Raw genomic sequence first — 24,549 nt, 5'->3', positions numbered from 1 at the left:
TGAACGGTGGGGCGGTCGCTGTCTACTCCGACTACCTCCACAGCGTCGACGCGGCGGGACGGATGCTCATGCTCCTCGTGGTTCCCTCCCTCCTCGTGTTTGGCGCGCCATATCGCCTGGCATTGGAGAGAATCACCAACCGCACCGATGGGAGTCGTGGAATCCGCGAGTGGCTGCAAGCAGGGGAGCGCTCGCGGATCGTCCTCTTCCTGCGCCACCCCATAGTCGCGATGTGCACGTTCGCTTTTATCGTGTGGGGCGTATCCGCCACTGGCCTCTTGCGCGATTCCCTCGCCGATCCCTTGGTGCATGAATTGCGCGTCGTCGCGCTGCTCGTAGCGGGAAGCTTGGTGACCGCTGCGATCCTCCGTCCTGCCGGCACATATCCCCGGCGGATGCGTGTGGTTGTCGTGTTCGGATCGGCTGCCGCGCTGGCGAGTGTAGGCAGTTGGGTGCTGCTTCAGAGCGGCCTGATTGCTGCGAGCTGGTTCGGGGCGATGGGTCGTCAATGGGGCCTGGAGCCGATGGCGGACCAACAAGCAGCCGGCATGGTGATCCTGCTCTCGGCGCCGATGCTGCTCCTCTTCGGCCTCAGCGTCGACTACATACTCAGCGGGCACTCCACTCGCTCACCACAGGAGGTCGACCGACCCCTCCACTCCACTCGAAAGGCCATCTCATGACATCCGTCTCCACCCGAATCCGCCGCGTGAGCGGAGCCGTATGCGCCGCCGCTGTCGCAATCGTGCTGCTGACCGCAACCCCAGCCTCCGCACATGACAATCTCACCGACGCTGTGCCATCGGCGGGCGAGACAGTCACCAACCTCGACACAGTCGCACTGACTTTCAGCGGGGAGCTCATCGACTTCAGCCAGACGAGCTTCGCCCAGGTGCAGGGCCCCGACGGGCTCTTCTACGAGTCGTCGTGCTCCACCATCGAACTCAACGTGCTCACCACCCCCGTCGCCCTCGGAGCGTCGGGCACCTACACGGTGCTCTGGAACGCTGTGTCCAGCGACGGGCACCCCATCTCCGAGTCATACCAGTTCGACTACGCAGCGGATCCGACGGCGACCGTCGCACTCGGTTGGGACGCACCGGCGTGCGGGAACGAAGGCACCCGTACTCAACCAGGAGCAGCGCTGACCAGTACCCCGATGCCGACCGACGCCACCAACTCGGCGGCGCCCACACAAGATACCGACCGAGAGCCGCGCGCTGACGGGGCAGATGAGAGCGTCGTGGCCCTGGCGGTCGTCGGAGGCGTCGTCGTGCTGGGAGTTCTGGCGATGGCGACCGTGCTCGTGGTGCACCGTCGACGCAAGCGCGCGGAGTGACCGAGTGATTACGGCTCATTCAAAGGAAGAAGTAGGAGCGACGATTACAATCGAATCGTGTTCCATTCGATCCGGGTCGCCTGCCACGGGCGGCCGGATCGCAGCCAGATGATAATGCGGCTCATTAGCATCATCGGGCTCACACTCCTCCTGATCTTCGCCGTCGGCGCAGCCGAGCACGGAAGTGCCGATGTCACCACGGCGTCAACTACCGCCAGCACGTCGCTCGACGCCGATGAATCAGGCGCTGACGCAGCCGCTGCGGCACCCGCAGGCGTCGTGATACAGCTCGCCACGGGCGCTGCACAAGTAGACCCGGTCACGGGCGCTGTGCTGTGCGTCCTCGGTCTTCTCTGCGGACTCGTCGCAGCGGTCATGCTCTATCGGCTGCTCTGGCGCACGACAGCCGTGGTCGTGGAGACCCACGCGGCTCAGCCGCGAACGAGCGCCGCTCCGAATAGCATCCCCCTGAGGCGGACGTCGCTGACTCTGGCGACGCTCGGAATCTCCCGGACCTGACCCGTCGAAGCGTCGCGCTTCGCGCGTGCGCATCCCATCGAGCAACCGCTCGACCTTCGACCGTGTCGACAGTCCTTGGAGTACCTGATGAAACCCGCCGTCAAAGCCGGCCTCGCTGCCCTTGCCGTAACCATCGTCCTGATTATCGTCGCGGTAATCGTCGTCATCGTTAACCAGCAGAACACTGCGCCGCCAGAATCCGAGAACGGAAGCTCTACGGCGCAGGTGCTCCGCGAGAACTCGCACGTTCTCGACGACGGGGGAGACGGGTCAGTCACCGTCGTTGAATTCCTCGACTTCGAATGCGAAGCGTGCGGAGCCTTCTACCCCGTGGTCGAAGACCTTCGCGAGCGCTACGACGGCGAGATCACCTATGTCATCCGCTACTTCCCGCTACCGGGTCACCTGAACTCCAGGAATGCCGCGTTCGCGGCCGAAGCGGCTGCGCAGCAGGGACGCCTTGAGGAGATGTACCGCAAGCTCTTCGAGACGCAGGCTCAATGGGGTGAAGCTCAGGAATCGCGGGCGAGCTTGTTCCGAGGCTTCGCTGAGGAGATCGGCCTGGACATGGCCGCTTACGATACCGCGATCTCTGACCCCGCGACGGTCGCACGAGTCGATCTCGACTACAACGACGGTCAGGCACTGGGAGTAAGCGGAACTCCGACGTTCTTCGTGAACGGCGATGCCATCACACTCGAGCGCTACGACGACCTCGAGAACGCGATCCTCTCAGCGGGCAAGGGAACATGACACTCCTAGGCCTCTCTCATCGTCGAGTCATCATCGTCGGCTCCGGCCACGCCGGTCTCTCCGTCGCCGCCGAACTCTCGCGTTCGGGCCTGAAGCCGCAACGGGACTTCGCCGTCATCGACAGCAATCCTGACGGGCGTCGTTCGTGGGCGTTCCGCTGGTCGTCGATGACACTCCTGACAGAGGCCGGGCGGAGCACGGTCGCCGGCCGGCATCTCACAGGCGACCCCTATCGACGCCCGTCACCGCGAGAGCTTGAACAGCATCTTCTCGACGTCGAGGCCGCCTTAGGCCTCACGACGCTGTGGGGCATCAGAGCGACAGGCGTGGACCGTCTGGGGGACGGATCCACTCTGCTTCTGTCAACGAACGAAGGGCCGGTACAGACGCGCAACATCGTCTGCGCCACCGGGTCCGCGGCTCGACCTCGGATCCCGAACTGGGCGGTAGACGCCGCGGTAACGGGGATCATGGTTCATAGCGCCGACTATCGCGGACCGAGCCAGATTCCCAGCGGTGACGTGCTGGTCGTCGGAGCCGGCCACAGCGGCCAAGAGATCGCGCGCGAGCTCAGTCGCACGCACCGCGTCACGCTGTCGTCCCAGCCGTCGGCGGTCTCCGCAGTTCGACCGGCACGACGCGGCGTCGGGCGGCGTCGGGCAAAAGCGCGAGGTGGGGCAGCTCTCGCACTGGATCCGGAATGGGAACAACTCGGCATCGAGGTGCTGCCTGCGGCCATCGCCGCAGACGGAGCACACATCGTCTTCGACGATGGTCGTCGTATCGTTCCGCAGTCCATCATCTACGCGACCGGATACCTGCCCGCGGACGGCTGGCTTCCCCGTCCGGTACTCGATGCCACGTCCAGTCGCCGGAAGCGCGGGACTACGAGCGTCCCAGGTCTGTTCGTCGTCGGCATGCCGAGCCACGGTAGCCAGGATTCAGACACCTTCGACGGGGCACGCCGTGACGCGATCTCGATTGCACGCCACATCATGAAGCGCCCCTGAATACGTTCGTCCGAAATACACCGACCGAAACGAGGATCACACATGAGACATCCGATGGCCACGACGAAACATGCGTGGGGTGCCGTCGCGTGTGCGTTGCTGATCCTCGCGACGGTCCTGCTGGTTTCGCCTTCGGTTTCAGCGTCCGCAGTTGGGGACGTCGCACCAGTTACCGCGTCCCCCACTCCGGAACAGAGTTCAACGCCGTCGCCTTCGCCGTCGCCCGAAGAGACAGAGTCGGACAAGGACCGTCATCAAAGGCAGAACGGAGAGCGGCCGGTGGAACGAGACGATCTCGGGTTCCTCGGCATCCTGTTCGTCATCGGCATGGGGTTCGTTCTCGTAGCGGGCGCTGTCGGTGTCGCGTTCGCCGGGTGGAAGCGCCGCCGGCGCGACCGAGCAGCGGCCGACACGGAAGGAGGCGCGTGATCATGAGTGCGCGCGTGCCGAAGCTCGCCATCGCGTTCGCCGTCGCCGGTGCGACCGTCATCATCGACCAAGTGTCGAAGGCGGTCGCCTTGGCGCAACTGAGTACCACGGAGCGCATTCCGCTACTGGGAGACCTCTTCGGGCTGCAACTGGCGTTCAACCCGGGTGCCATCCTGTCGTTCGGTTCCAGCGCGACTCCGCTGCTGACCGCAGTCGGAATCGCAGCGACGGTCGTGCTCATCAGGAGCGCAATCCGATCCCGTACCACGTGGTGGGCGGTCGGTATCGGGTTCATTCTCGGGGGAGCCATCGGCAACGTCCTGGACCGTCTCTTCGCACCCCCTGCGTTCGGCCGCGGGTACGTCACCGACTTCCTCGCCTACTCGGACCTCTTCATCGGCAATCTGGCGGACGTGGCGCTGGGGGTCGGTGCCGTCGTGCTGGTCGTCGGGCTACTTCGGCGCCGCCGTGGTCCAGAGGACGACGTCGTCACGCCTCCCGCTTCGATGCCACAGGACATGAGCGAAGGATGGGGACGCTCATGACACAGAAGAAGCGGACCCCTTCCACCTATCAGCGGAACGCTCTTGCTCCGAGTCTGCTCGCAGCCGCGGTGCTGTTCCTCGCCCCCGTGCTGCTGGCGAGTGACTGGGCCTCGGTCATCCTCTACGTCACGTCGATCCTCGCGGTCATCGTCGGATGGTTCGCCGTGCAAGCGCGCCACTGGTGGTGGATCCCGGTGTTCATCGCCATCGCCGTCCTGTGGAATCCCGTCATGCCCTTCCCGTTCGCCGGACCGGTCTGGACCGGAATCCAGCCCGCGGCAGCAGTCGTCTTCCTGGTAGCGGGAAGCCTTATCAAGTTCCCCCGACCCTGATGTCGGCACTCATCGCTCAGCTCATCGACAGGCCGGAGGGGGCCCGTCGATGACTCCGTGGATCCCCGACGTCGCGCCCACCTTCCCTGACTACTTCGCCGTGGTTCCGGGGGCGCTTCCGGTGCTGCCGGTGGTCGCTGGGCTGCTTGCACTTCTCTACATGGTCGGGGCCGTTCGCATGTGGACGCACGGTCGACGCTGGTCCATCTGGCGTACGTTCAGCTTCCTCAGCGGCTGCGCGCTCCTGGCTGGGACGACCGGTCTCGCCGTGGAGAATTACGGCTACGCGTTGATGTCGGTGTTCATGTTCCAGCAGCTCACTCTGATGATGGCGATTCCGCCGCTACTCATCCTGGGATCTCCGGGCACCTTGCTGCTCCGCGCCACCCCGCACGTAGGGCTGGGGCGTAGGGCACTCGCCGTCGCCCACGCGGGGCTGCGCAGCAGACTCGCGCGCTGGGCTCTGAGCCCATGGGCGGCGCTCCCTCTCTATCTGGCCGCGTTCTACGGCCTGTACCTCGCGGGGTTCGCAGACTCCCTCCTGAGCTCGACCGCGGGACACATCACCCTCGAGGTGGCGTTCCTCGGCGCGGGCATCATCTTCACAATCCCCATCCTGAGCTCCGACCCGCTACCCGTTCGCCTCAGTCACGGCGGCCGCGCCCTCGATGTGTTCGCCGAAGCCGCGCTGCACGCCTTCTTCGGAGTGTTCCTCATGATGGCCACCACCATGCTCATCACCCACTTCGTCGCGCCCACGCAGGCCATGGGACTCGACCCCATCGAAGACCAGCGGCTCGCCGGCGGACTCGCCTGGTCGTACGGCGAGGCCCCCACGCTCCTGATGCTGATCTACGTCATGCACCGATGGTTCCGGGAGGACACCGCACGATCCAAGGCACAGGACCGGTACGTAGACATGTACGGATCATCCGAGCTGGATGAGTACAACGCGTACCTCCAGAAACTCCGCGAGCGGGACGCCTGAGCAATGCCGACGACACTCCACTCCACGCCGACGTCTGAGGCCCGAACGACGCACACTGATCTCACGCGACCACTCGTCGGTGTATGGGTCGCCGTTCCACTGTCGGCGGTCGGTGGACTCGCCATGGACCTCGCGACCCCCGAGGTCAGTTGGTGGCCCCTCGCGTTCGTCAGCGTCGTCCTCACCTTGGTTGCGACCGTCGGACGTAGCGTCGGCGGAGCGCTGCTCGTCGGTCTCGCGTTCGGTGTCACGTTCTACGCGCTTCACCTCGATTGGGTTGGTCAGTTCCTCGGGCCGTTGCCACGCATCGCGTTGTCGGGGCTGCAGGCTCTCCTGTTCGGGCTCGGTGCGGTTCCCATAGCGCTGGCATACCGATGGACGAGCCGCTTCCGTGGCCGTCGTGTCTGGCAAATCGTCGCCGTACCCGCACTGGTCGGCGGGTTGTGGGTTGCCCGCGAGATCGTGCTCGGATCGTGGCCGTACGGCGGGTTCCCCTGGGTGCGACTCGGGATGACGCAGGTAGAGAGCCCGTTCCCGGAAGCTACGTCGTGGATCGGTGTGACCGGGCTCTCGCTCACCATCGCGGTCATCGCTGCGAGCATCGTGCAGTGGCTTCGTATCGGGTTGCGCGCAGTGTCCGTTCTGACGCCCGCTGTCGTCCTGGTTTTCGGACTCAGTGTGACACCGCAATATGCGACGACAGGCGCGGGCACATTCGCGGTTGGGTGGGTCCAAGGCAACGGTCCCTCAGGCTACTTCGACGGTAGAGCCTCGGGTGACCTGCTCAAAGCACAGGTCGAGGCATCGGAACCGATTCTCGACCGGAACATGGACGTGCTCGTTTGGCCCGAAGGATCGGCGGAGTTCGACCCGTTCCGCAACCGACAGGCCGCCTCTGAACTGAATCGGATCGTGTCCCGGACGGGGGCGCCGCTTCTGGCGAACGCGGCGACGGCACGAGGCGATGAGACGTTCAACACCTCCTTCCTGTGGACGGCAAACCCCGGCAGCTCTCAAGTCCACGACAAGGTCAATCCCGTCCCATTCGGCGAGTACGTCCCCGACCGATGGTTGTACGAGCGCCTTGCCCCCGACCTCGTCGGGCTGATCCAGCGCGAGTACACTGCCGGCACGAACCCACCCGTCGTGACCGTCGGCGAGACCGACATCGGTCTCGCGATCTGCTTCGACGTGATCTTCGACGACGTGATCCGTGCCGCTGCTGAGCAGGATGTGAAGCTCTACATCTTCCAAACCAACAACGCGGACTTCCGCGGCTCCGACGAGAACCTTCAGCAACTGGCCTTTGCCCGGATGCGTGCCATCCAGACCGGTAAGAGCGTGGTGAACGTTTCCACTGTGGGCACCAGTCAAGTCATAGCCCCGGACGGCGCGATCCTCGACACAGCAGGCGTCGACACGGTCGCTGCCGCAATCACGGATGTGCCGCTCCGCTCAGGCATCGCACCAGGCATCCTCGCGGAGAAGTGGCTCGCGTTGAGCGCGCCATTGCTCGCGTTCGGAAGCCTCGCAACACTTGCCCTCATCGTTCGACGTGCATCGTCGAACGGCCCAGACTCGACCCCCGAACCCGAATCCGGAGGCCCGAACCGTGACCACACATGACCCTCTCGAGCCGAACATTCGACCGGAGCCGCTTCTCACGCGGTCGGAGCTTCGACGCCGAGAGACCGCGTCGACAGCCCCGACTCCGCCAGTCACCCGCTCCGAACTTCGGCGCAGGCGCGAGGCCCTGTCCCATCCGCCGATTCCACCAATCAGTGCATCCGACCATCGACCTCGTGACGAGGGCATTCCGAGCCGAGAGCACGACGTGCGGACTCCGGCGAAGACGGTGAACACGACTCCATCCACCACCCCCACGGAGCAGGACGCTCGACGCGTTGCAAAGCCTGCTCCTGCGAGGTCCATCGGGCGGCGAATCGGGAGAACGCTCATCGTGGTGGGCACATTGACCGTCGCTTCCTCGTTCATGGTCGGCATGACGATCCCGGCCGAGACCGTCGCGGCGGCCAGGACGGATACCACGGCGCGGTTCGCGCCCTCCGAGAGCGACGGATCCGCCGCCGATAGTGACATTCAGGCGTTTGTCGTGCCGGAGGATGCTGCGGCGGAGGACCTTGGTCGGTCGAACGGCTTCAGCGTGACGTCTGTCCCGCAGCTCGCGGCGGCAGCAGGAATCCGTTACTTCAGCGGATCCCTGCTGCTCGATCCCGATGCTGAGGTGCAGTGGCCGTTCCCGGTCAGCGTGCCCACGTCGTCGAGTTTCGGGCCCAGGTGGGGGCGAATGCATGAAGGCGCCGACTTCACACCAGGTGAGGGAGCTCAGATCCGCGCCGTGGCCGGCGGAACGGTCCGCATCGCGACCGAGAACGGCGGGGCGTTCGGGGTCACGGTCTACATTGAGAGCAAGATCGACGGGCAGACGGTATTCAGCCGCTACGCGCACATGTTGCGCGGCTCCCTCGGAGTTCGTGAGGGGGAGAGTGTCTCCGTCGGCGAAGTCGTCGGACGAGTCGGCAACACCGGACGCAGTTTTGGTGCGCACTTGCACCTTGAAGTGTCGACAGGAGACGGAACGGTCGATCCTGTCGCTTGGCTGCGGGAGCAGACCGGTGAATGAGCTCCGGCGCGTCCCGCTTGATGACCTCGACCTGAGAGGCGGGGCGATGAACCCTCGTCTAGGGCGAAAGGCGGCGACATCGCCGTTTGCCGTCGGTGTGATTGTCGTGGTCATGGCGTCACTGTTGCTCGTGTTGGGCGTCGCCTGCGCTCCATATCAGGCGACACCTGATGCATCGACGTCCGTCGGCGTCGACGATCCCTCGGCGCTCGATGCACGAAACGCTGCGCCGGACGCGCCCTCGGTTGCGTCGGCGGGGGAGCCCTCTGCATCGAGTATCGGCATGGGCCCCGTTGCGTGCGCTCTCGGACTGTTCTGCGGAGTACTTCTCCTGCTCCTCAGCGCTCTGCGTCGGCCAATGCCTCTAATGAACCCGGGACGTATCAGGTCTCACCTGATACGTCGACTTCTTCCGAGCATCGCGATGAGGGCCACCGCCCCCTCTCTCACGAAACTCCGCGTGTCGCGGACCTGAGCTTCCTCGATTCACGCCGTCGTCATGCTCGTCACTCGGGAGCGAGACGCGACGTCGCCCCGGGACCCGCTCCTCGTCGAGCACTGATGGCCCGGGCGCGAGGCATGAGCCCGATAACCACCGGCTCTGCCCTGCCAAACGAGATTCAGATCCGAAGAGGAACCTATGCTCAGCGAGCCCGTCCCCCGACCACCCGCCACCGGCGTCCCCAGCGCGCAGGATCACGGCCGACGACGACGTATTCGTCACGCCGTGCTCGCCTCCATACCCGTCCTTCTCCTGCTCGCAGGGTGCGCGTCCAACGACTCCCTTTCCCAGCAGTACAGGGATGGCAACGAGAAAGGCTTCATCGCGGGAGACTTCCAAGTCGTCGAGATCCCGCAAGACGAGCGCGGAGAGCCGGTGACATTCGAAGGGGTCACGGAGACCGAAGAGGAAGTCGCGAGTGACGACTACCGCGGCGACGTCCTCGTCGTGAACTTCTGGTACGCCGCATGCGGCCCCTGCATCGTCGAGGCGCCATACCTCGAACAGGTGTGGCAGGACTATCGCGACGACGGCGTGGCCTTTCTTGGGGTGAACACCTACGACCAACCCGCCACCGCGCTCTCGTTCGCCAAAGACAACGGCGTCACGTATCCGAGCGTGATCGACGTCAACGACGGCAAGGTCAAGCTGGCCTTCGCTCAGGTGACGCCGATCCAAGCCACGCCGACCACCCTGGTCATCGACCGCTCCGGCAGAGTCGCCGCCCGCGTCATCGGTCAGCTCGACAGTGCCTCAATCCTCGCGACGCTCGTCGAGGACGTTCTCGAGGAGAGCGTCCCATGAACCCTGGAACGCTTATCGTCGACGGAGTTCTGTGGATCGCCGTCCCCGTGGCGATCCTCGCCGGGCTCGTCTCCTTCGTCTCACCGTGCGTCCTCCCTTTGGTGCCCGGGTACCTGGGGTACCTCGGCGGAACTGTGCGGCCAGAACAGGGCAAGAGCGGAAGCCGAGAGTCGCACCGCGGTCGACTGATGCTGGGGGTGGCGCTGTTCATCGCAGGTTTCACGACCGTCTTCGTCGCCGTGACCATCCTCGGCGGTGCGTTCGGCTTCGTGCTGCTGCAGTACGCGAACATTCTCACCAGGGTGTTCGGCGTCGTCATCATCGTGATGGGCTTCGTCTTCATCGGACTCTTCGGCGTCGCGCAGCGAACGATGCGCCCACGGATCGGCAGTCGTGCAGGTCTGGTCGGCGCCCCGCTGCTGGGGTTCGCACTCGGAGTGGGGTGGACACCCTGCATCGGCCCGACACTCGCCGCAATAATCTCGATGTCATGGAACTTGGGTGACCCCGCTCGAGCCGGCCTGCTCGGGCTGGCGTACTCCCTCGGCCTCGGTATCCCCTTCATCGTCCTCGCCGCCGGGTGGGGATGGGCGTCCTCCTCGCTCGCCTTCCTCCGACGCCATGTCCGCACGCTCAACCTCATCGGCGGAGCGATGCTCGTCGCTCTCGGGATCCTGATGGTCTCCGGCCTCTGGACCGCTCTCATGTCCCAACTTCAGCAGGTGATTATCAATGTCCCGCTCCCTCTCTGACCCCGACACCAAGGGCGATCCGCTCCGGCCAGCCGACCACGCCGATACCGGCGCAACATCTGAGGTGACGAGCCCGGCGCTCAGCGTGACCGGCTGGCTGCGATGGGGGTGGACACAACTGACGAGCATGCGCACCGCCTTGTTGCTGCTTCTGCTCCTCGCTGTCGCAGCGATCCCCGGTTCACTGTTCCCGCAACGCAGCGCAGACCCCAACGGCGTCGTGCAATGGCGAAGGAACAACCCCGATGCGTTCCCGCTCGCGGACGGCCTTGGACTGTTCGACGTCTACATCTCACCGTGGTTCTCCGCCATCCATCTTCTGCTGTTCGTCTCGCTCATCGGGTGTGTGATCCCGCGTGCGAAGCACCACTATGTCGCGCTGCGGTCACGACCTCCGCGCACTCCGTCCCGACTGTCGAGGTTGCCCGCTCATCGCGAGAGGTTCATCGCTGGGAAGGGTGGCGATGCTGAGGGGGCTGTCTCCGCGGCTTCCGACATGCTGCGCAGATCCGGTTACCGCGTCGAGCGTTACGACCAGGGAGGCACCTACTCGGTATCAGCAGAGCGCGGCTACCTCCGTGAGACCGGCAACCTCGTCTTCCATGTCGCGCTCGTCGGGGTGCTCCTCTCGGTCGCAGTAGGCGGATCCTTCGCGTACACCGGACAACGAGTCGTGGTGGAGGGGACGACGTTCGTGAATGCCTTGAGCGACTACTCGTCCTTCAACCCGGGACGATTCGTCGACGGCGCGGGACTTGTTCCGTACTCGCTCACGCTCGACGACTTCCGCGTCGCCTATCGACTGCCGGGCACACCGGGCGCGGGACAGGCAGAGAACTTCGATGCGCAGATCACGGTCCGCCAGCCGGGCGAGCAGGACAGTGAGCGCAGCGTTCGAGTGAACTACCCGACCACGATTGCGAATGACCGGATCTACCTCCTGGGGAACGGGTACGCCCCGACGCTGACCGTGAGGAACGGCGACGGCGACGTCGTGTTCAGTGAGTCGCAGCCGTTCCTGCCGCAGGACTCGAACATGACCTCCCTGGGCATCATCAAAATCCCGGACGGGCTACCGAAGCAAGTCGGGCTCGTCGGGTTCTTCTACCCCACGCAGGGCACTCTCCCGTCAGGTGCGTTCACGTCCATCTACCCCGACGTCGTCGATCCCGTGCTCACCTTCAACGTCTTCAGCGGGGACCTCGGCATCGACGACGGCACGCCGCGCTCCGTCTACACGCTCGACGTGAGCGGACTCGACCAGGAGACGGGCGGCGACAGCGGCACCGACTCGTTGGAACTCCGACCCGGTGACACAGCTGACCTCCCGAATGGCTGGGGGTCCGTCACATGGGAGATCGCAGAGGAACAACAACCAGTGAAGCGATTCGCCTCGCTGCAGATCCAACAAGATCCGAGCAGTGGGGGAGTGCTCCTCTTCTCGGTGATTGCCATGGTGGGTCTCTTCGCAGGCCTGTTCGTACCCCGGCGTCGCGTGTGGGTGAAAGCCCGCGACGGGATCGACGGCATCCACATCGAGTACGCCGGCCTCGCGCGCGGCGACGACCCCACGCTGCAACGAGCGGTCGACGATCTCGCACATCGTCACTCGACTTCGCTCGGCGCGGAGCCTGTGAAGCCCGCCGGCCACTTCTGACAACGACCAGCAGCACGACACGACCGAAAGGAACCCGTCATGAATCAGCTCAGCCTCGACGGCATCTCCCTCCTCCTCGTCTGGACCGCGATTGCCACCTACCTCCTCGCGTTCACCGCGTACACCATCGACCTCGCGCAGCGCAGCGCCGCACCGGTTGCCGTTCCCGTGCGGAAATTGGCGACCGTCGGCGGGCGTGGGCCGGCATCCTCATCCGAAGAGGTCGCCGAGGATGTCCCCGGCGCCGACACCGCTCTACAGCGGCCACCCCGACGCTTGTGGGCGCGAATCGGAACGTCGCTCACGGTTCTGGCGTTCCTCTTCCAGCTAGGAGGAACTCTCGGCAGAGGCATTGCGGCCGAGCGGGTCCCGTGGGCCAACATGTACGAATTCGCGCTCACCGGGACGCTCCTCATCGTCGCCGTGTACCTCGTGGTGCTGCGGCTGTACGATCTTCGATTCTTGGGCGCGTTCCTGCTCGGAATGACCGTGCTGCTTCTCGGAGGTGCGACTCTCGGCTTCTATGTCGAGGTTGTGCCGCTGATGGATCCGCTGAAGAGCGTGTGGCTGGTGATCCACGTGTTCGTGGCTTCGCTCGCCACAGCTCTGTTCGCTCTCGCCTGCGGCGTGTCAATCACCCAACTGATGCAGGGTAGGCGCGAGCGTCTCCTCAGTGACGCTCCGGATGCGCGAAAGCAGAAGCGCGGTCCTCGCTTCCTTCGCACGATCCCGTCCGCGGACGCGCTGGAGACCCTGGCGTACCGCTTCACTATCGTCGGCTTCATGTTCTGGAGCTTCACCCTCATCGCGGGAGCGATCTGGGCGAACGACTCGTGGGGTCGCTACTGGGGATTCGACGTCAAAGAGGTGTGGACCTTCGTGATCTGGGTCCTTTACGCGGGGTACATCCACGCGCGCGCCACCCGGGGGTGGCGTGGTTCCCGGTCTGCGTGGCTGTCGATTGTTGGGTTCGCAGCAGTGCTGTTCAACTTCACCGTCGTGAACATCTACTTCCCGGGGCTCCATTCCTACTCCGGGCTGACGTGATCCGGTAGGGCCGCGGCGCTATCTCACACGTAGACGCCGCGGTCCTCCATGAAACGCACCGGGTTGGTGTAGCCACCGTTGAGGTACACCTCGAAGTGCAGATGGCACCCGAAGGATCGCCCGGTGTTGCCCGCGTATGCGATGACCTGTCCCGACTCGACCCACTGACCGCGACGAACGGCGATTCCGCCCGGCTTGATGTGTGCATAGCCCGAGCTCACGCCGCCACCGTGCTGAATACGGACGTAGTTGCCGTAGTTCCCGTTGGCTCCGGCATAGTCGACTGTTCCCGAGTTCGCGGCGTAGATCGCCGCACCGCATCCGTTCGCCAGGTCTGCGCCGTAGTGGTAGCTCGATGAGCAGCCCTGGGGCCCGCAGATCGGGGTCCGTGGACCGTAGCTCGAGCTGCGTGCGCCACCGTGCGGTCGAACCCACCCTCCGCTACCGGCCTGGCCCCCTCCGCCCCCGTTGCCGCCGCTGTTCGCCGCGGCTTCGGCGGCTTCTCTCTCCCGACGAGCCTTCTCCTCCGCGGCACGCGCTGCGACGCCGGCCTGGTAAGCGGCAACCGTTTGCGCGGTCGTGTCCTGAAGCGCCGCGAGCTGTGCCTTCAGCGTCTCGAGGTAGGTGGTCTGCTCGTCGAGCGCAGCCTGTGCGGCGTCTGCGGCTTCCTGCGCTGCTGTCATCTTCTGCTCCGCGACCTGCTGCAGTCGGTCGCGCTCGTCTCGAGCGACGACCGCCTGATCTGTGAGCGACTGTGCCGCGTTCTTCGACGAGATTGCTTCGTCGTAGACCGCGCGGTTGTGCTGCATGAACTTGTCGAGCGTTCCCAATCGCGACAGCAGCTCATCCGATTCGGCTGCAGAGCCTGCGAAGAACAGCTGCAGCGTGGTGTCGTCGCCACCGTTGCGATAGAGCTGCGCCGCCAGCTGTCCGGCTTTCCTCGACGCCTCCTCAGCGATGAGGGTCTGTTCGTCGGCTTGCGCCTGCAGGTCGTCTGCGACCCGGATCGCCTCGAAGTACTGTTGCTGCGCTGCGTAGAACTCGTCGGATGCGAGCAGTGCTGCGGCCTCGGTGTCAGCGACCTTCTGCGTCAGCGACTGAATGAGGCCTTGGATGCGTTGAACTTCGACACCCTTCGCTGCCTCGTTGCCCTTGGCGCGCTGAACGTCGTCCCACGACGGGTACGTTGCGGCATGTGCGATGGAAACGCCGGATCCGACCCCGAACGCTGCGAGCGCCACCACGCTCAAGGCGCCGAGCTCGAAGACGCCGCGGCGATTGATTGGGCGCTTCCACAGTCGATCCCTCTCGGCGGGTTTCGGGGCACAGCCGCAGTCATCAGCAGCCGACGCGGAAGCGAGATCAGCGGCTGTCGGGCGTATCGGACTCACGCGTTTGGCTCCTCATCGCTGGGATATCGCCTTCAAGTTACATCACGAATTCGTGATGTATCGTCAATTCGGAGAGAGTGTCGTCGTCGTAGACTCACTATGGTGACGCGAGACATGCACTTCGATGCGGCGACGATGTTGCCGTCGAGCGCAGCCGTTCGGCTGGCGGAAGTCATGCACGGCCTCTCCTCTCCGGTGCGGCTGCGGATCCTCACCGCGCTGCGACAATCGTCGCTGACCGTCACCCAGCTCTGCGAAGCTGTGGGAGCTGGTCAGACAGCCGTGTCGAACCACCTACGGCTGATGCGCGAGCTCGGCCTCGTGTCAGGAAATCGCGACGGGCGCAACGTCCGCTACGACTTGTACGACGACCACGTCATGGCTCTGCTTGATGGCGTGCTTGGCCACGTGGCGTACCTCCCGACCGGTGTCGAGACCAGTCCACAGGACAAGTAGCCGGCTCGCTCTCTGGTTAGGGACGTGCCGTCTCGAGAGACGACAGCTCCAGTTCTATGAGCTCTCGTACGAACTCGCCGAGAGCGCCTAGCACGAGCGCGACCTCCGAGCTTGAAGGAGGGACGTCGCCATGCACGAGACGACTTCGGACGTCGTACGCATAGCTGAAGAAATCACGCGCCGTTCGATCCAAGAAGGTGCGCGGGTTCAAACGGTCTGCGAGTCGGGCGCTCGCAGAGCTGATGCTCTCCTTGTGCAACGATCCGATCCGATTCTCCAACGACTTCTTACTGATAGGTGACAGCGTCTGATCGGCTCGGACTACGGCGGCAAGTCGGCGAAGAGCGATTCGTTCCTCACTAGAGACCTTCTTGCGGACGACCATGGCTTCGGCGGCGGACGTGAGCATGAGAAGACGGGCGTCATCCGTGGGCATTCGCCAACTGGCAACATATAGGTCGAATGCCAGAGAACCGTGCGGTGAGGCGGTCGCGGAGCGCATCGCGCGCTGGAACGTCGCGCCCACGGTCTGCGCGGGCGTATGAGCGCGAACTGTTGCGCTCAGTCGAGGCACGACGATGTCCTCCGATGTCAGGTGCACCGTGACCCCCGGGCGAAAGCGGGCAGCGCGAACTCCTGTCGGGAGAGCCTCATTGAGGTCGCGCAGCGCGGTCTCAGACATCCCAGCGGATGCCTCGCGGGACAAGAAGTCGAAGTAGATTCCTGTGCGTAAAGAAGTGAGCCGCAGCGCCGGAAGAAGTTCATTGGCCCGTTGCTCCGCTATTTCAGCGGTCGGGTAGCCGGATCCGCAAAACGCCGCTCTCTCGGCGTCCGCGAGCGGCCCATTCGACTGGAGCCAGATGCTCTCGCTGTTCGACTCTGATAGCGAGAGTCGACTCTCGGCGGTGTCCGGATTGCTGTTTCCTACATGCAGCGGTACGCGGAACGAATACATGGAGCGAGCGTATCGAGACTGCGGCCGGCGCGGCCCGCTTCAGCCGGGCTATGGTTCGCGTTGCCGGCGACGCCTTGAGGCGGGGCAGTGCAACTTCGGGCTGGCGAGCAGGGTGCATCGCTACTCTGGTCGCAGGTGGCGGAGGAGGCAGACGGTGAATACGAACGACACACCTGTCGAGATCTCGGAGATCAGCGAACAGCGATTCAACGCTTTCGTGGTCTGGGCCCGGGGGGCGGGCCCACTTGCGCCGACCAAGGAAGTTGCGTGGCTGGAGATCCGACCCGCTAAGGTGCTCGGCGTATTATTCGTTGACTTGACCGACCGCGAGCTCCACAGTTGCGTGCTCGCTCCCGACCTCTCTGGACGCTATCGGGGAGTCAGGTTGCTAGGCCCACACGCAGATGTACGTGCCGCGGTGAATGCGACTGCGGAAGCTATGGCGAATGTTCACGCGGACTACGACAACTCACGCACTCAAGGCGATGAGAGGCCTTCCGAGAACTTCTTCAGAGTGGCTTCGAACGAGGATCGCTTGCACGTTCGATTCAAGTACCTACGAGATCAGACGAGTGCCGTCGCTGCGCGTCGCCTCATAGAGGTCGCCATGCGTTGGTACGAGAACCAAGATGGAACTTTCGTCGAGCAGTTTCAGACCACGGCCTTCGATGCCAGGGTGTGGGAACTATATGTATGGGCGCTGATGCGTGAGGCGGGTCTACGAGTCGAACAGCCCAAGCCCGCGCCAGACTTCCTTGCACGAGGTGTGTTCGGAGATTTCTACGTCGAGGCAACGACCGCGAACCCGCCGCCAGTGCACAACGTGCCCGTTCCGCCGGAGACGGCTGACGAGCTTTTTGACTATGCGCACAACTACCTGCCGACTCGCTTCTCCGGCCCGCTTGTTGCAAAGCTCAGAAAGCGCTACTGGGAGCGAACCGGAGCGCGGAAGATACCCTTCGTGATTGCTGTGCAAGACTTTCATCAGGACCTGTCGATGACGTGGAGCCAGCCCGCGCTGTACGAATACCTCTACGGTGTGCGCATCGAAGATGTGGAGCGGGATGGAGTCGTCCGCCAGGTCGAGGTCCCCGTCGGAACACTTAAATGGGGCACGAAGGAGCTTGAGTCCGGTTTCTTTAAGTTGCCTGATTCGGAGCGGATCAGTGCCGTGATCTTCAATGCAGCAGGGACACTCAGCAAGTTCAATCGCATGGGCATCGCGGCGGGGATGGGGGAGTCATCGCTGTTGGCGTTCCATCGCGGTTCTCGTTACGCGGAAGACAACTCGGGCGAGGTTGTGCCATTCAGTCAGCAGGTGGGTGAGGGATATGAGGAACGCTGGATTGATGGCACCACTGTCTTCCACAACCCCGGGGCGCTCTACCCGCTTCCGCCCGAGGCCTTACCGGGTGCGGCGCACGTTAGCGAGCGAGCCGGCATGCGGGAGCAATCTTCTCCTGCCGGACATCTCGTCACCAGCACCACGAGCTTGGTGCTCCCGCAAGGATGATCTCGGATCAGTTACTCCATGACCAAGCGTCGTGTCGCGCGTCCCGTAGCGCTTCATCAAGGCGCCCCTCGATAAGCCGCGTGATGTTGCGGGGCGGATCCGCTTCGGGCAACGAGACGTTCAACCACTGCGCCCATGTCCAGGAGTCGCTTACGCCGGTCTGGAGGGTGAGAAGAACCTCCCGCAGACCTGGAACCACCTCGCCGTCGTGCAGTTGAAAGACGGGGAAGAGGTAGACGCCGTCTTCGGTGCGCAACATGAGGAGGCTGAGATCGTTCCCAGCCTCCATGACCTCAGCCTCCGTCCGTCCGAGGGTGCGGGCCATGCTGGTCACCGTGTAGCACGGACCGACGATCTCAGCCCAGGGGTTCGGTTCCTCCTCGGTCACGGCTCCTTCTCGGGTTTCCGGGTGTGGCGGCGACGAACGTCTTCGATGATCTCGTCGAGGGTGCGGCGGCCCTCGATGTAGTTCCAGGCGTCGCGGATCGCATCACGTGTCGGAGCGAGGCCGTCGAGGCGGCAGGAGTGGAACGCTTCGAGGACTCCGTTCAGCCGCTCCTCTCGCGTACGGACGTGGTCATCGTTACCCAACGGGGAATGCCGCCTCTCTCATCTGCTGGACCGTGGGGACCTCTAGGCGCAGCGTCCGCAGGTCGAGGAACGCGAGGCTGCCCTGCATCGTGTCTCGTCCGAAGCTCGCCACGCGGCGCCCGTCGTCGGTCGCGCCGCCGCCAGCAACATGCATATGACCATGCATCAGCAGTCCTGGTCGGATGGCGTCCCAGACTTTGGCAACCCGCTCGCGTGACTGTGCGGACTCTGCGAGCGTTTCGTCAGGGAATCCCATCGGGTTGGACCGCAGCACCTCTTGTACGGCGCGAACGGGCGTGCGGGCAGGGGACTCGTGCGTCAGCATCAGATCAGCGGGACCACCAGCGATGGCCGCGGCCACATGAGAGTCATCGATGCGCTCATCGGGCCACCATCCGGCGCCTTCTCGTCGCCAAAGCCTGTCGACGGAGGCTGCACCGCCGAGCGACAGCACCGACCGTCCGCCAATGGTGAGCCTGGCGGGCCTTGCCAGGAGCCAGGTGAGCTTCGAGACTCGGACGGCTGAACTAGGCTGCTCGTCGAGGAGCGGCGTGACGTCCGACCACGGTTCGTGGTTGCCGAGCGTCACATAGATGCGGTCGATGTTCGTGTCAGCGAGTGCCTCATCGACGGCATCGGGATCGATCCACCAGTCACCGAGCTGCAGGATCGTCGTCACGTCCGGTGCCAGCGCCGGCAGGATACGAGAGAGCGTCCTGACCCAGCCGACGTTGCCGTGCCAGTCCCCGCACACCGCCACGCGCTGATCCGGGAGATCGATGGTCGACGCGCGTTCAAGTGCTCTCACTGAGTCCTCGCAGCCTGGTGGGCACGAGCGCGCTCGCGGAATGTCGGGCCAACCCGGAGACTGCGCTCAACATCTTTGTCCCAGCTGATCCATCCGCCCCGTTTCCACTGAATCGCTACGTGGAGGCGAAACGCGTGAAGAATCGCGGTGCGAGTGACATAGTTCAGGCCAGCGGGCCACTCAGGGTGCAGAGGCTTGTCGTTGAAGAGAGCAGCGAACAGCTCCTTGAACGTGGGTCCGCCGCCGGTTCTTCGCCGCACAGTGGCGACGAAGATGCCCGCGGCAAGACCGAGATGGTCTGCGCGCTTCTCCTCGGTGAGCGCTTCGAATGCGTCCTGCCACTCGCGGGGCGCCTCGACATCGGTGGCGATCCACCAGGTTGGTGTCAGATCTGTCACATTCACTCCAGACTCGGGGCTGAAGGGCATGCATCGAGCCGCCCCGGGGTCTATGCACAGCGCCGCACATGCAGATCGTCAAACGCGAGGCGTCGGCCGTCGGTTGATGCGTCGTGGTGACCGATTCTGCCACATAGACATATCCATGGGTCAGCGCCTTCATCGGATCGTTGGAGAGTGATGAGGACGGACGTGAGTGCTGACGACGAGTGGCAGAAGTTCGCCGCAGAGCTTGGTCTTCAGATCCGTCGTCTGCGCGTCTCGAAAGGCTTGTCGCAAGAAGCGGTCGCCTTTCGTGCGGGTCTAGCTAGATTCACGTATCAGCGCTACGAGCGTGGCGAAGCGCAGTCCGGTGCGCCCTCAAACCCCACGTTGCGAACGCTCCTAGCCTTGGCGCAGATCTTTGAGGTGTCGCTTCAGGAGTTGGTGCCGGCGAACCACCCGGACGTGACGGCTCGCTGAGGAAGCGAGTCGCTACCGGTCTTGGTCGCGTCCGTCTTCGTTCTCGATAAGGCCATATGGCGGGTAGTCAGGATTCTGCGAGTACCGCACGACGGTGTGTTGAGAAGCGACCGACGGCGGCTGGTTGTCGACAAGAATGATCTGAGCGCCGGGGTGCTTCAAAACCCAGTCCGAGACATGCATGTAGATGTTCTCGACGATGTGTCTGCTTCGCGTCGTGATGAGGCGTCCGAGCTCTTCGCCCTCACTGTCGGAGCTACTGGGCGTCTCAGGCGCGGTGGTGACGACTGACCCTGGGACCAGATTTTTCTGCGGGCTGTCGATAATGAGAAAGCCGGGATGTCCCATTCCCTGCTCGAACGCGAGCTCGAAGAGTGCGAGCTCCCACGCAAGGGCGATGAGAGTCATCGCCCCAGATGAGCCGACTCGGTCATAGCGTCGGCGACGCACATAGGGGACGAGGTTCCTGTCAACCCGAACGAGATCGACCTTCGGATAGTCAAAGTCTCGAAGGATCTCATGAATCCGGTCACCGACCCTAGCCAGAATCGTATCCCGCGGGGTGGCTCGCTTTAGGTACTCAGCCTTCCTCGACCGTGCTTCCTTGAGAGCTGCTGAAGTCTTCAGCAGCTCCACTTCCTTCTGCTGTAGCTGGAGCAGCATCTGGCGTGCCCGAAGCGCAGTCTTGAGGTCTACCCGAGCATCGCCGAGCGTTTTCTGTATCTCGTCACGTTGTGCGAGGAACGGGGACACGACTTGGCGCGAGACGCTGTCTAGAGCAGACTGAGCCTCCTGGACCTCATCATTTGCCGCACTCAGCTTGCGACGAAGCTCGTCACCTTCTGCCCTCACCTCCTGCGAGAATGCGAGTAGCTGATTCAGCCGGCGGACGAGGTTGCGTCGTTCGGTCGAAAGGTCGGGAGCTTCATCTTGCGGGGTGTCATCCGAGGTCAAGTCCGAGTGGCACAGCGAGCATCGGTCACCGACGACGGTCGGTGACGTTTTCAAGTGGCTTTGGCACGCGGGACATGTAACGACGGTCAGGGAGTCAAAGAGGCTGACAGACTCCGCAACAAGGTCGAGTCGGCGGATCTCGTCCGCATACTGAGCACGGAGCGGTTCGAGCCGCAGCGTCAGAGTCTCTCGGTCACGCAGCTCAGTCTGGATTCTCCGAGCGTGATTCGTGCTCCGCGCGAACGCCGCGCGAAGCTCGGTCGTGAAGTCGCCGCGGGCGGAGATGTCGGCGTCGATGCTCCGCCTCTTGGCGTTGAGCTCAGCGACCCGTGTCCCTAGCCGGTCCGACTCGGCAGTGATTTCCTCGAGCGTCGTGAAGCCCGCGTCCGTCATGAAGGTGCGAAGGGTCTGGACGGCGCGCGACAGTTCGCGTTCCTCAGCTCCGAGCTCTTCTACCGCACGCGACAACGAGGACTGCTGGTTATCGGATACTCCGAAGAAGAAGTTAACGACCTGATTCAGCTTGATGGAGCGCGCGGTTTGGTTGTGGTAAGTGAGGTCACCGTTGTCAAGCCGTCGGTTCGACAGGAACCACAGGGGTTGTAGATCCCGGAAGCTCAGCACGCTTGTCTTCGAATCCGTTTGCGTTGGTGCTTCGTCCAAGCGCAAACCGGCGAGGCCGCACAACTGAAGTAGGTAGTGCGACAGAGAGTCGGTATCCGCGGGGTCTGAAGTGAACGACCTCACCGGGGTTCCAGACATGCTGTCCAAATCGCCGGTGTAGAGGTAAGCGGCAGTCTTCTTCGACCCGAGAGCTCGCTCGATAACGTATCGACTCGCGGTGTCTCCGGTAGATCGCGCGTCTGCCACGTCGATGGCGAGCTGAGCCGAGCGTACGTTCGCCATGATCTCGTCGTGTTCAGGGTGCTCCTTCGCACCGAGACACCAGTCGATGAACTCGAGCACCGAAGTCTTTCCAGTGCTGATCTCGCCGGCGATTATCGAAAGCTGACGGATCACGTCGGCATCATTCCGGTCGGTGAAGTTGACTCGATATGAGTGGTTTGGCCCGACCAGACGGAGGCCGCGGACGTTGAATGCAGGGCGAGTGGCAGTCATTGGTAGTGGTCCTAGAAGAGCATGTCGCGTGATGCGAGGCCGGAAGTCTCCGCCTCGAACTCGTGGTATGTGGGGGCGTCGATGAGGTCGAAAAGCATCGGGTCGACCCGGAGCCAGGTCTCGAGGCGTTGGCGCATCCTTTGAGCCGAGAGCCGCATCACCAAGGGGCCCACAGTGGCCACGCTAAGCCGATACGCATCCGCATAGACCGAGCAGAGTCGCTCGGCTGACTGTTCGCCAAGCTCAGTGAGGGAGAAAACTCGTTGCCTGTCAGCGACGAACAGTCGAACAAGTCCAAGGGAGACCAACTGAGCGACATCAGACGCTACTCGCTCGCGACGGGAGACAAACCGCTGACTAGGGGAGGCGTATGTGATGGAGTGGCGCCCAAACCCTTGAAGGCGAAGTTCGTTTGCTTCCGGCGAGTCGTCGCCCACCACAAGGAACGGATTGGCCGAGAGAAATTCGATGATGGAAAGGCGCTCGAGGTCGACTCGATTCAGTGGAGGCTGAACGCCATCGAGGACGAGAAGGAGCTGCGCCATGCGGAAGGCCGGGACGGATTCAGCCCTGAGCGTGGATGCGGCGTTATCCATGAACGCGGTCGAACTAGTCATCAGTGTTCTCCGTCTCATCATCGACTTCGCGCCCGGTCGCTGGCTTCGACAGGGAGGTGCGAGATCGGTGGTCCTGCGCGACTTCTCGCCAATCCCGAACCCATCCAGCGCGTCCGTTGTCCACAGCCTGATGAAGCAGGCCAACGCCGTGAATCACATGTGCGCGCAGGCTCGCCGCTTCGCGCACATGACTGGCTTCGATCCCGGCAAGCACTTCTCCATACAGCCGAGGAAACCGTCGCTCGGGCGACGTCTGACATGCAGTGTTGAATGCGACCGACCACGTCGACGACACGGCAACTCGCCACGTCGATAGGGCGGAGACTTCGGTCGAAAGACCCTTGTCTGTGACCTCGCGTTCGAGGATTTCAGCGTTGAAGAACGCTTCCCTCGCTGAGCGGGTTTCAGGTAGCCCGGCTTCATCCAACTGGCGCACGAAGAGGGCGCCGTCATACTTCGACTCATCGACAAGTTCCTCGAGCCCGCGTTCCACTTCGTCCTCGGAGCGTTCGGGCACCGCAAAGACAGGAGAGAAGTAGAACCGGCGCACGTCCTCACCAGCAGTGGCCTGGAGTCGCCGCCGGAGGCGCCCGCCCGACTCCAGTTCGATGGTTAGGTCATCCACTTTCGCCGTGCGCTTCTTCCACCCGTTCCACCACTTGAGCATTGGACCGTCGAGTTCGCACGGGACGCACAGAGTCCACGACGCAATCCTGTAGCCATGCTCGTGTGCTGCCTTTTGCGCGGACTTGTACGACTCCCGCACTTCACTCTGCTGCGATGGTCCGAAACCGTTGATGAAGTACTTCGACTGCCAGACGTGAACTTCACCAGCCTCGCCCAAGTCCCCTACGAAGGCGTCGATGCCCCAGTCGCCCGGATTCGCCTGGATCTCTTGAACGTCGGGATGAACGATGCCCACGATGTCCGCAACGAGTCGTTCGAACGCGTCGCGAGCGCCGGCCGGGCCCGAGAACCGAACCTCAAGGAACCGGAAATCGACGTCGCCGGCTCCGAGCACCGCAATCTGACTTGACACTCGCCCCCCCCGCCTGTCTGTAGCGTCAGCATATCCATAACCCATTCCCGCGCATGTTCCGACGGCAGGTGGTCATGTTCCGCCCCGATCCGTGACCGCTCGCGGCGCCGCTATTGTGTGGTGCGCCAATTCGTTGCGTCCCGCTGTGTGGAATGAGCCTGGCGGAGATCTGGTAGGCGTGGACGGGGCGTCGTGGTACGAAACTCGGTCGTCGAAGATCACGGAGTGGACCGGAGTTCTGGACCGGACTGCCCGCGGGAATCCCGCGCCCATCGCGGACGGTACAGATGGCATGACTTTCCGACCTGCACCGCGCATGGTCTTGGTATGAGCTCCCTCACCTTCGCCTACGCCCGAATCTCCACAACTGGCCAGCGCCACGACTCTCAGCGCTCCGTCCTCGACACTGCAGGGTACGACCGCTTGTACGAAGACACATGCAGCGGCACCGTCGATCCGATGGAGCGTCCAGGGTTCACTCGACTCGTCGACGCTGCGAGGCCCGGCGACGAGCTTCTGATCTTTCGACTCGACCGTCTAGGACGTTCCGCCGCCAGCGTGCTGCGGACTGTCGAATTGCTAGACGAGCGAGGAATCACCCTTCGTTCTCTCTCCGACGGGATCACCACGTCGGGCCCGTCCGGGAAGCTCGTGCTGACCATCATGGCTGGGGTGGCAAGCCTCGAGCGCTCCGTTATCGCGGAACGCTCGAGGGAAGGTATTGCCGCGGCGCGTGCTCGGGGTCAGCACCTCGGGCGTCCCAGCTCCCTTACTCCGGACCAGCAGGCACTCGCCAGACAACTCCGTGCCAGCGGGGAATCGTACAACGCCATCGCACGCGCGCTCGGCACGTCCAAGACAACGGTGATCCGAGTGACTCGAGGAGACTGAGCGCGCGGGAAGGCCCCTCCCCGCCCCAAGCGGG

General features: G+C 63.7%; 28 protein-coding genes. 19 read left to right on the top strand and 9 right to left on the bottom strand.

Going from position 1 to position 24,549, the window contains the following annotated elements:
* From CYL12_RS06995 to ccsB, 15 genes are all read left to right on the top strand, one after another.
* A partial coding sequence (locus CYL12_RS06995; protein WP_199399196.1) for a cytochrome c oxidase assembly protein occupies positions 1-683 on the top strand: 683 nt, incomplete at its 5' end.
* On the top strand, positions 680-1,339 hold the full coding sequence (locus CYL12_RS06990) for a copper resistance CopC family protein (protein WP_158297115.1): 660 nt from the start codon (positions 680-682) through the stop codon (positions 1,337-1,339). The genes CYL12_RS06995 and CYL12_RS06990, both read left to right, overlap by 4 nt.
* Before the next feature lie 57 nt (positions 1,340-1,396).
* Positions 1,397-1,858 carry a hypothetical protein gene (locus CYL12_RS06985; protein WP_045262769.1) on the top strand — a complete coding sequence of 154 codons (462 nt, stop codon included), beginning with the start codon at positions 1,397-1,399 and terminating at the stop codon, positions 1,856-1,858.
* An 87-nt stretch (positions 1,859-1,945) separates the two neighbouring features.
* Positions 1,946-2,611, top strand: a complete 666-nt coding sequence (locus tag CYL12_RS06980) for a DsbA family protein (protein ID WP_060921356.1) — start codon at positions 1,946-1,948, stop codon at positions 2,609-2,611.
* Positions 2,608-3,621, top strand: coding sequence for an NAD(P)-binding domain-containing protein (locus CYL12_RS06975; protein WP_101846727.1), 1,014 nt, complete (start codon positions 2,608-2,610; stop codon positions 3,619-3,621). Before CYL12_RS06980 ends, CYL12_RS06975 begins: the two co-directional genes overlap by 4 nt.
* A 279-nt stretch (positions 3,622-3,900) precedes the next feature.
* Positions 3,901-4,050 carry a hypothetical protein gene (locus CYL12_RS17140; protein WP_156149084.1) on the top strand — a complete coding sequence of 50 codons (150 nt, stop codon included), beginning with the start codon at positions 3,901-3,903 and terminating at the stop codon, positions 4,048-4,050.
* A gap of 2 nt (positions 4,051-4,052) precedes the next feature.
* Complete coding sequence (locus CYL12_RS06970) at positions 4,053-4,595, top strand: signal peptidase II (RefSeq protein ID WP_045262819.1); 543 nt, start codon at positions 4,053-4,055, stop codon at positions 4,593-4,595.
* A complete protein-coding gene (locus CYL12_RS06965) occupies positions 4,592-4,927 on the top strand; it encodes a DUF6804 family protein (protein ID WP_045262820.1) in 336 nt (111 codons plus the stop codon). Before CYL12_RS06970 ends, CYL12_RS06965 begins: the two co-directional genes overlap by 4 nt.
* A 49-nt stretch (positions 4,928-4,976) precedes the next feature.
* Entirely contained in the window at positions 4,977-5,915 is a 939-nt protein-coding gene (locus tag CYL12_RS06960; RefSeq protein WP_101846726.1) for a cytochrome c oxidase assembly protein, read from the top strand.
* Positions 5,916-6,038: 123 nt separating this feature from the next.
* Positions 6,039-7,541: an apolipoprotein N-acyltransferase gene (lnt, locus tag CYL12_RS06955; RefSeq protein WP_200838704.1), complete on the top strand. Its 1,503-nt coding sequence runs from the start codon at positions 6,039-6,041 to the stop codon at positions 7,539-7,541.
* A gap of 337 nt (positions 7,542-7,878) precedes the next feature.
* The gene (locus CYL12_RS06950; protein ID WP_149084825.1) at positions 7,879-8,559 is read left to right on the top strand and encodes a M23 family metallopeptidase; all 681 of its coding nucleotides are present in this window, start codon (positions 7,879-7,881) and stop codon (positions 8,557-8,559) included.
* A 640-nt stretch (positions 8,560-9,199) separates the two neighbouring features.
* Positions 9,200-9,865: a TlpA family protein disulfide reductase gene (locus tag CYL12_RS06945; RefSeq protein ID WP_082066388.1), complete on the top strand. Its 666-nt coding sequence runs from the start codon at positions 9,200-9,202 to the stop codon at positions 9,863-9,865.
* Positions 9,862-10,617 carry a cytochrome c biogenesis CcdA family protein gene (locus CYL12_RS06940; protein ID WP_101846724.1) on the top strand — a complete coding sequence of 252 codons (756 nt, stop codon included), beginning with the start codon at positions 9,862-9,864 and terminating at the stop codon, positions 10,615-10,617. The genes CYL12_RS06945 and CYL12_RS06940 overlap by 4 nt, the downstream gene beginning before the upstream one ends.
* Entirely contained in the window at positions 10,598-12,274 is a 1,677-nt protein-coding gene (locus CYL12_RS06935) for a cytochrome c biogenesis protein ResB (RefSeq protein WP_101846722.1), read from the top strand. The genes CYL12_RS06940 and CYL12_RS06935 overlap by 20 nt, the downstream gene beginning before the upstream one ends.
* A 39-nt stretch (positions 12,275-12,313) precedes the next feature.
* The gene (gene ccsB / locus CYL12_RS06930; RefSeq protein WP_101846719.1) at positions 12,314-13,321 is read left to right on the top strand and encodes a c-type cytochrome biogenesis protein CcsB; all 1,008 of its coding nucleotides are present in this window, start codon (positions 12,314-12,316) and stop codon (positions 13,319-13,321) included.
* Between the two features lie 23 nt (positions 13,322-13,344).
* Here ccsB and CYL12_RS06925 read toward each other — a convergent pair whose 3' ends face one another.
* Positions 13,345-14,703: a peptidoglycan DD-metalloendopeptidase family protein gene (locus tag CYL12_RS06925; protein ID WP_101848709.1), complete on the bottom strand. Its 1,359-nt coding sequence runs from the start codon at positions 14,701-14,703 to the stop codon at positions 13,345-13,347.
* 123 nt (positions 14,704-14,826) lie between these two features.
* On the opposite strand from CYL12_RS06925, the gene CYL12_RS06920 reads away from it, so the two are divergent.
* Entirely contained in the window at positions 14,827-15,168 is a 342-nt protein-coding gene (locus tag CYL12_RS06920) for an ArsR/SmtB family transcription factor (protein ID WP_200838702.1), read from the top strand.
* Positions 15,169-15,184: 16 nt separating this feature from the next.
* On the opposite strand, the gene CYL12_RS17135 is transcribed toward CYL12_RS06920, so the two are convergent.
* Positions 15,185-16,123, bottom strand: coding sequence for a hypothetical protein (locus CYL12_RS17135; RefSeq protein ID WP_149084826.1), 939 nt, complete (start codon positions 16,121-16,123; stop codon positions 15,185-15,187).
* A 154-nt stretch (positions 16,124-16,277) separates the two neighbouring features.
* On the opposite strand from CYL12_RS17135, the gene CYL12_RS17130 reads away from it, so the two are divergent.
* On the top strand, positions 16,278-17,636 hold the full coding sequence (locus CYL12_RS17130) for a hypothetical protein (RefSeq protein WP_158297114.1): 1,359 nt from the start codon (positions 16,278-16,280) through the stop codon (positions 17,634-17,636).
* A 7-nt stretch (positions 17,637-17,643) separates the two neighbouring features.
* Here CYL12_RS17130 and CYL12_RS06905 read toward each other — a convergent pair whose 3' ends face one another.
* The 4 genes from CYL12_RS06905 to CYL12_RS06890 are packed head-to-tail and all read right to left on the bottom strand — an operon-like array spanning position 17,644 to position 19,463.
* Positions 17,644-18,024 carry a hypothetical protein gene (locus CYL12_RS06905; protein ID WP_045262777.1) on the bottom strand — a complete coding sequence of 127 codons (381 nt, stop codon included), beginning with the start codon at positions 18,022-18,024 and terminating at the stop codon, positions 17,644-17,646.
* Complete coding sequence (locus tag CYL12_RS06900) at positions 18,021-18,227, bottom strand: antitoxin VbhA family protein (protein WP_045262778.1); 207 nt, start codon at positions 18,225-18,227, stop codon at positions 18,021-18,023. Before CYL12_RS06900 ends, CYL12_RS06905 begins: the two co-directional genes overlap by 4 nt.
* Positions 18,220-19,035, bottom strand: a complete 816-nt coding sequence (locus CYL12_RS06895; protein WP_045262779.1) for a metallophosphoesterase family protein — start codon at positions 19,033-19,035, stop codon at positions 18,220-18,222. The genes CYL12_RS06900 and CYL12_RS06895 overlap by 8 nt, the downstream gene beginning before the upstream one ends.
* Complete coding sequence (locus CYL12_RS06890; protein WP_045262780.1) at positions 19,032-19,463, bottom strand: hypothetical protein; 432 nt, start codon at positions 19,461-19,463, stop codon at positions 19,032-19,034. The genes CYL12_RS06895 and CYL12_RS06890 overlap by 4 nt, the downstream gene beginning before the upstream one ends.
* A gap of 162 nt (positions 19,464-19,625) precedes the next feature.
* On the opposite strand from CYL12_RS06890, the gene CYL12_RS06885 reads away from it, so the two are divergent.
* Positions 19,626-19,895 carry a helix-turn-helix domain-containing protein gene (locus CYL12_RS06885; RefSeq protein ID WP_200838701.1) on the top strand — a complete coding sequence of 90 codons (270 nt, stop codon included), beginning with the start codon at positions 19,626-19,628 and terminating at the stop codon, positions 19,893-19,895.
* 12 nt (positions 19,896-19,907) lie between these two features.
* Here CYL12_RS06885 and CYL12_RS06880 read toward each other — a convergent pair whose 3' ends face one another.
* From CYL12_RS06880 to CYL12_RS17125, 3 genes are all read right to left on the bottom strand, one after another.
* Positions 19,908-21,869: a hypothetical protein gene (locus CYL12_RS06880; RefSeq protein WP_101846713.1), complete on the bottom strand. Its 1,962-nt coding sequence runs from the start codon at positions 21,867-21,869 to the stop codon at positions 19,908-19,910.
* 110 nt (positions 21,870-21,979) lie between these two features.
* Entirely contained in the window at positions 21,980-22,585 is a 606-nt protein-coding gene (locus CYL12_RS06875; RefSeq protein ID WP_052674578.1) for a hypothetical protein, read from the bottom strand.
* Positions 22,578-23,624, bottom strand: coding sequence for a serine/threonine protein kinase (locus CYL12_RS17125; protein WP_149084828.1), 1,047 nt, complete (start codon positions 23,622-23,624; stop codon positions 22,578-22,580). Before CYL12_RS17125 ends, CYL12_RS06875 begins: the two co-directional genes overlap by 8 nt.
* A 327-nt stretch (positions 23,625-23,951) precedes the next feature.
* On the opposite strand from CYL12_RS17125, the gene CYL12_RS06865 reads away from it, so the two are divergent.
* Positions 23,952-24,515 carry a recombinase family protein gene (locus CYL12_RS06865; protein WP_101846708.1) on the top strand — a complete coding sequence of 188 codons (564 nt, stop codon included), beginning with the start codon at positions 23,952-23,954 and terminating at the stop codon, positions 24,513-24,515.
* Positions 24,516-24,549: the final 34 nt, after the last annotated feature.

It is taken from the genome of Zhihengliuella sp. ISTPL4 (genome assembly GCF_002848265.1).
Classification (GTDB): domain Bacteria; phylum Actinomycetota; class Actinomycetes; order Actinomycetales; family Microbacteriaceae; genus Microbacterium.
The sequence above is the reverse complement of the archived record's forward strand: the minus strand, read 5'-3'. Positions and strand labels throughout refer to the sequence as shown.

Coding starts and splice junctions, on each gene's coding strand:
- CYL12_RS06975 (WP_101846727.1), top strand. CDS start 2,608: ATGACACTCCTAGGCCTCTCTCATCGTCGAGTCATCATCGTCGGCTCC.
- CYL12_RS06980 (WP_060921356.1), top strand. CDS start 1,946: ATGAAACCCGCCGTCAAAGCCGGCCTCGCTGCCCTTGCCGTAACCATC.
- CYL12_RS06920 (WP_200838702.1), top strand. CDS start 14,827: ATGCACTTCGATGCGGCGACGATGTTGCCGTCGAGCGCAGCCGTTCGG.
- CYL12_RS06990 (WP_158297115.1), top strand. CDS start 680: ATGACATCCGTCTCCACCCGAATCCGCCGCGTGAGCGGAGCCGTATGC.
- CYL12_RS17135 (WP_149084826.1), bottom strand. CDS start 16,123: ATGTATTCGTTCCGCGTACCGCTGCATGTAGGAAACAGCAATCCGGAC.
- CYL12_RS06890 (WP_045262780.1), bottom strand. CDS start 19,463: ATGCCCTTCAGCCCCGAGTCTGGAGTGAATGTGACAGATCTGACACCA.
- CYL12_RS06875 (WP_052674578.1), bottom strand. CDS start 22,585: ATGACTAGTTCGACCGCGTTCATGGATAACGCCGCATCCACGCTCAGG.
- CYL12_RS06960 (WP_101846726.1), top strand. CDS start 4,977: ATGACTCCGTGGATCCCCGACGTCGCGCCCACCTTCCCTGACTACTTC.
- CYL12_RS06940 (WP_101846724.1), top strand. CDS start 9,862: ATGAACCCTGGAACGCTTATCGTCGACGGAGTTCTGTGGATCGCCGTC.
- CYL12_RS06945 (WP_082066388.1), top strand. CDS start 9,200: ATGCTCAGCGAGCCCGTCCCCCGACCACCCGCCACCGGCGTCCCCAGC.
- CYL12_RS06865 (WP_101846708.1), top strand. CDS start 23,952: ATGAGCTCCCTCACCTTCGCCTACGCCCGAATCTCCACAACTGGCCAG.
- CYL12_RS06965 (WP_045262820.1), top strand. CDS start 4,592: ATGACACAGAAGAAGCGGACCCCTTCCACCTATCAGCGGAACGCTCTT.
- CYL12_RS06970 (WP_045262819.1), top strand. CDS start 4,053: ATGAGTGCGCGCGTGCCGAAGCTCGCCATCGCGTTCGCCGTCGCCGGT.
- lnt (WP_200838704.1), top strand. CDS start 6,039: ATGGACCTCGCGACCCCCGAGGTCAGTTGGTGGCCCCTCGCGTTCGTC.
- CYL12_RS06935 (WP_101846722.1), top strand. CDS start 10,598: ATGTCCCGCTCCCTCTCTGACCCCGACACCAAGGGCGATCCGCTCCGG.
- ccsB (WP_101846719.1), top strand. CDS start 12,314: ATGAATCAGCTCAGCCTCGACGGCATCTCCCTCCTCCTCGTCTGGACC.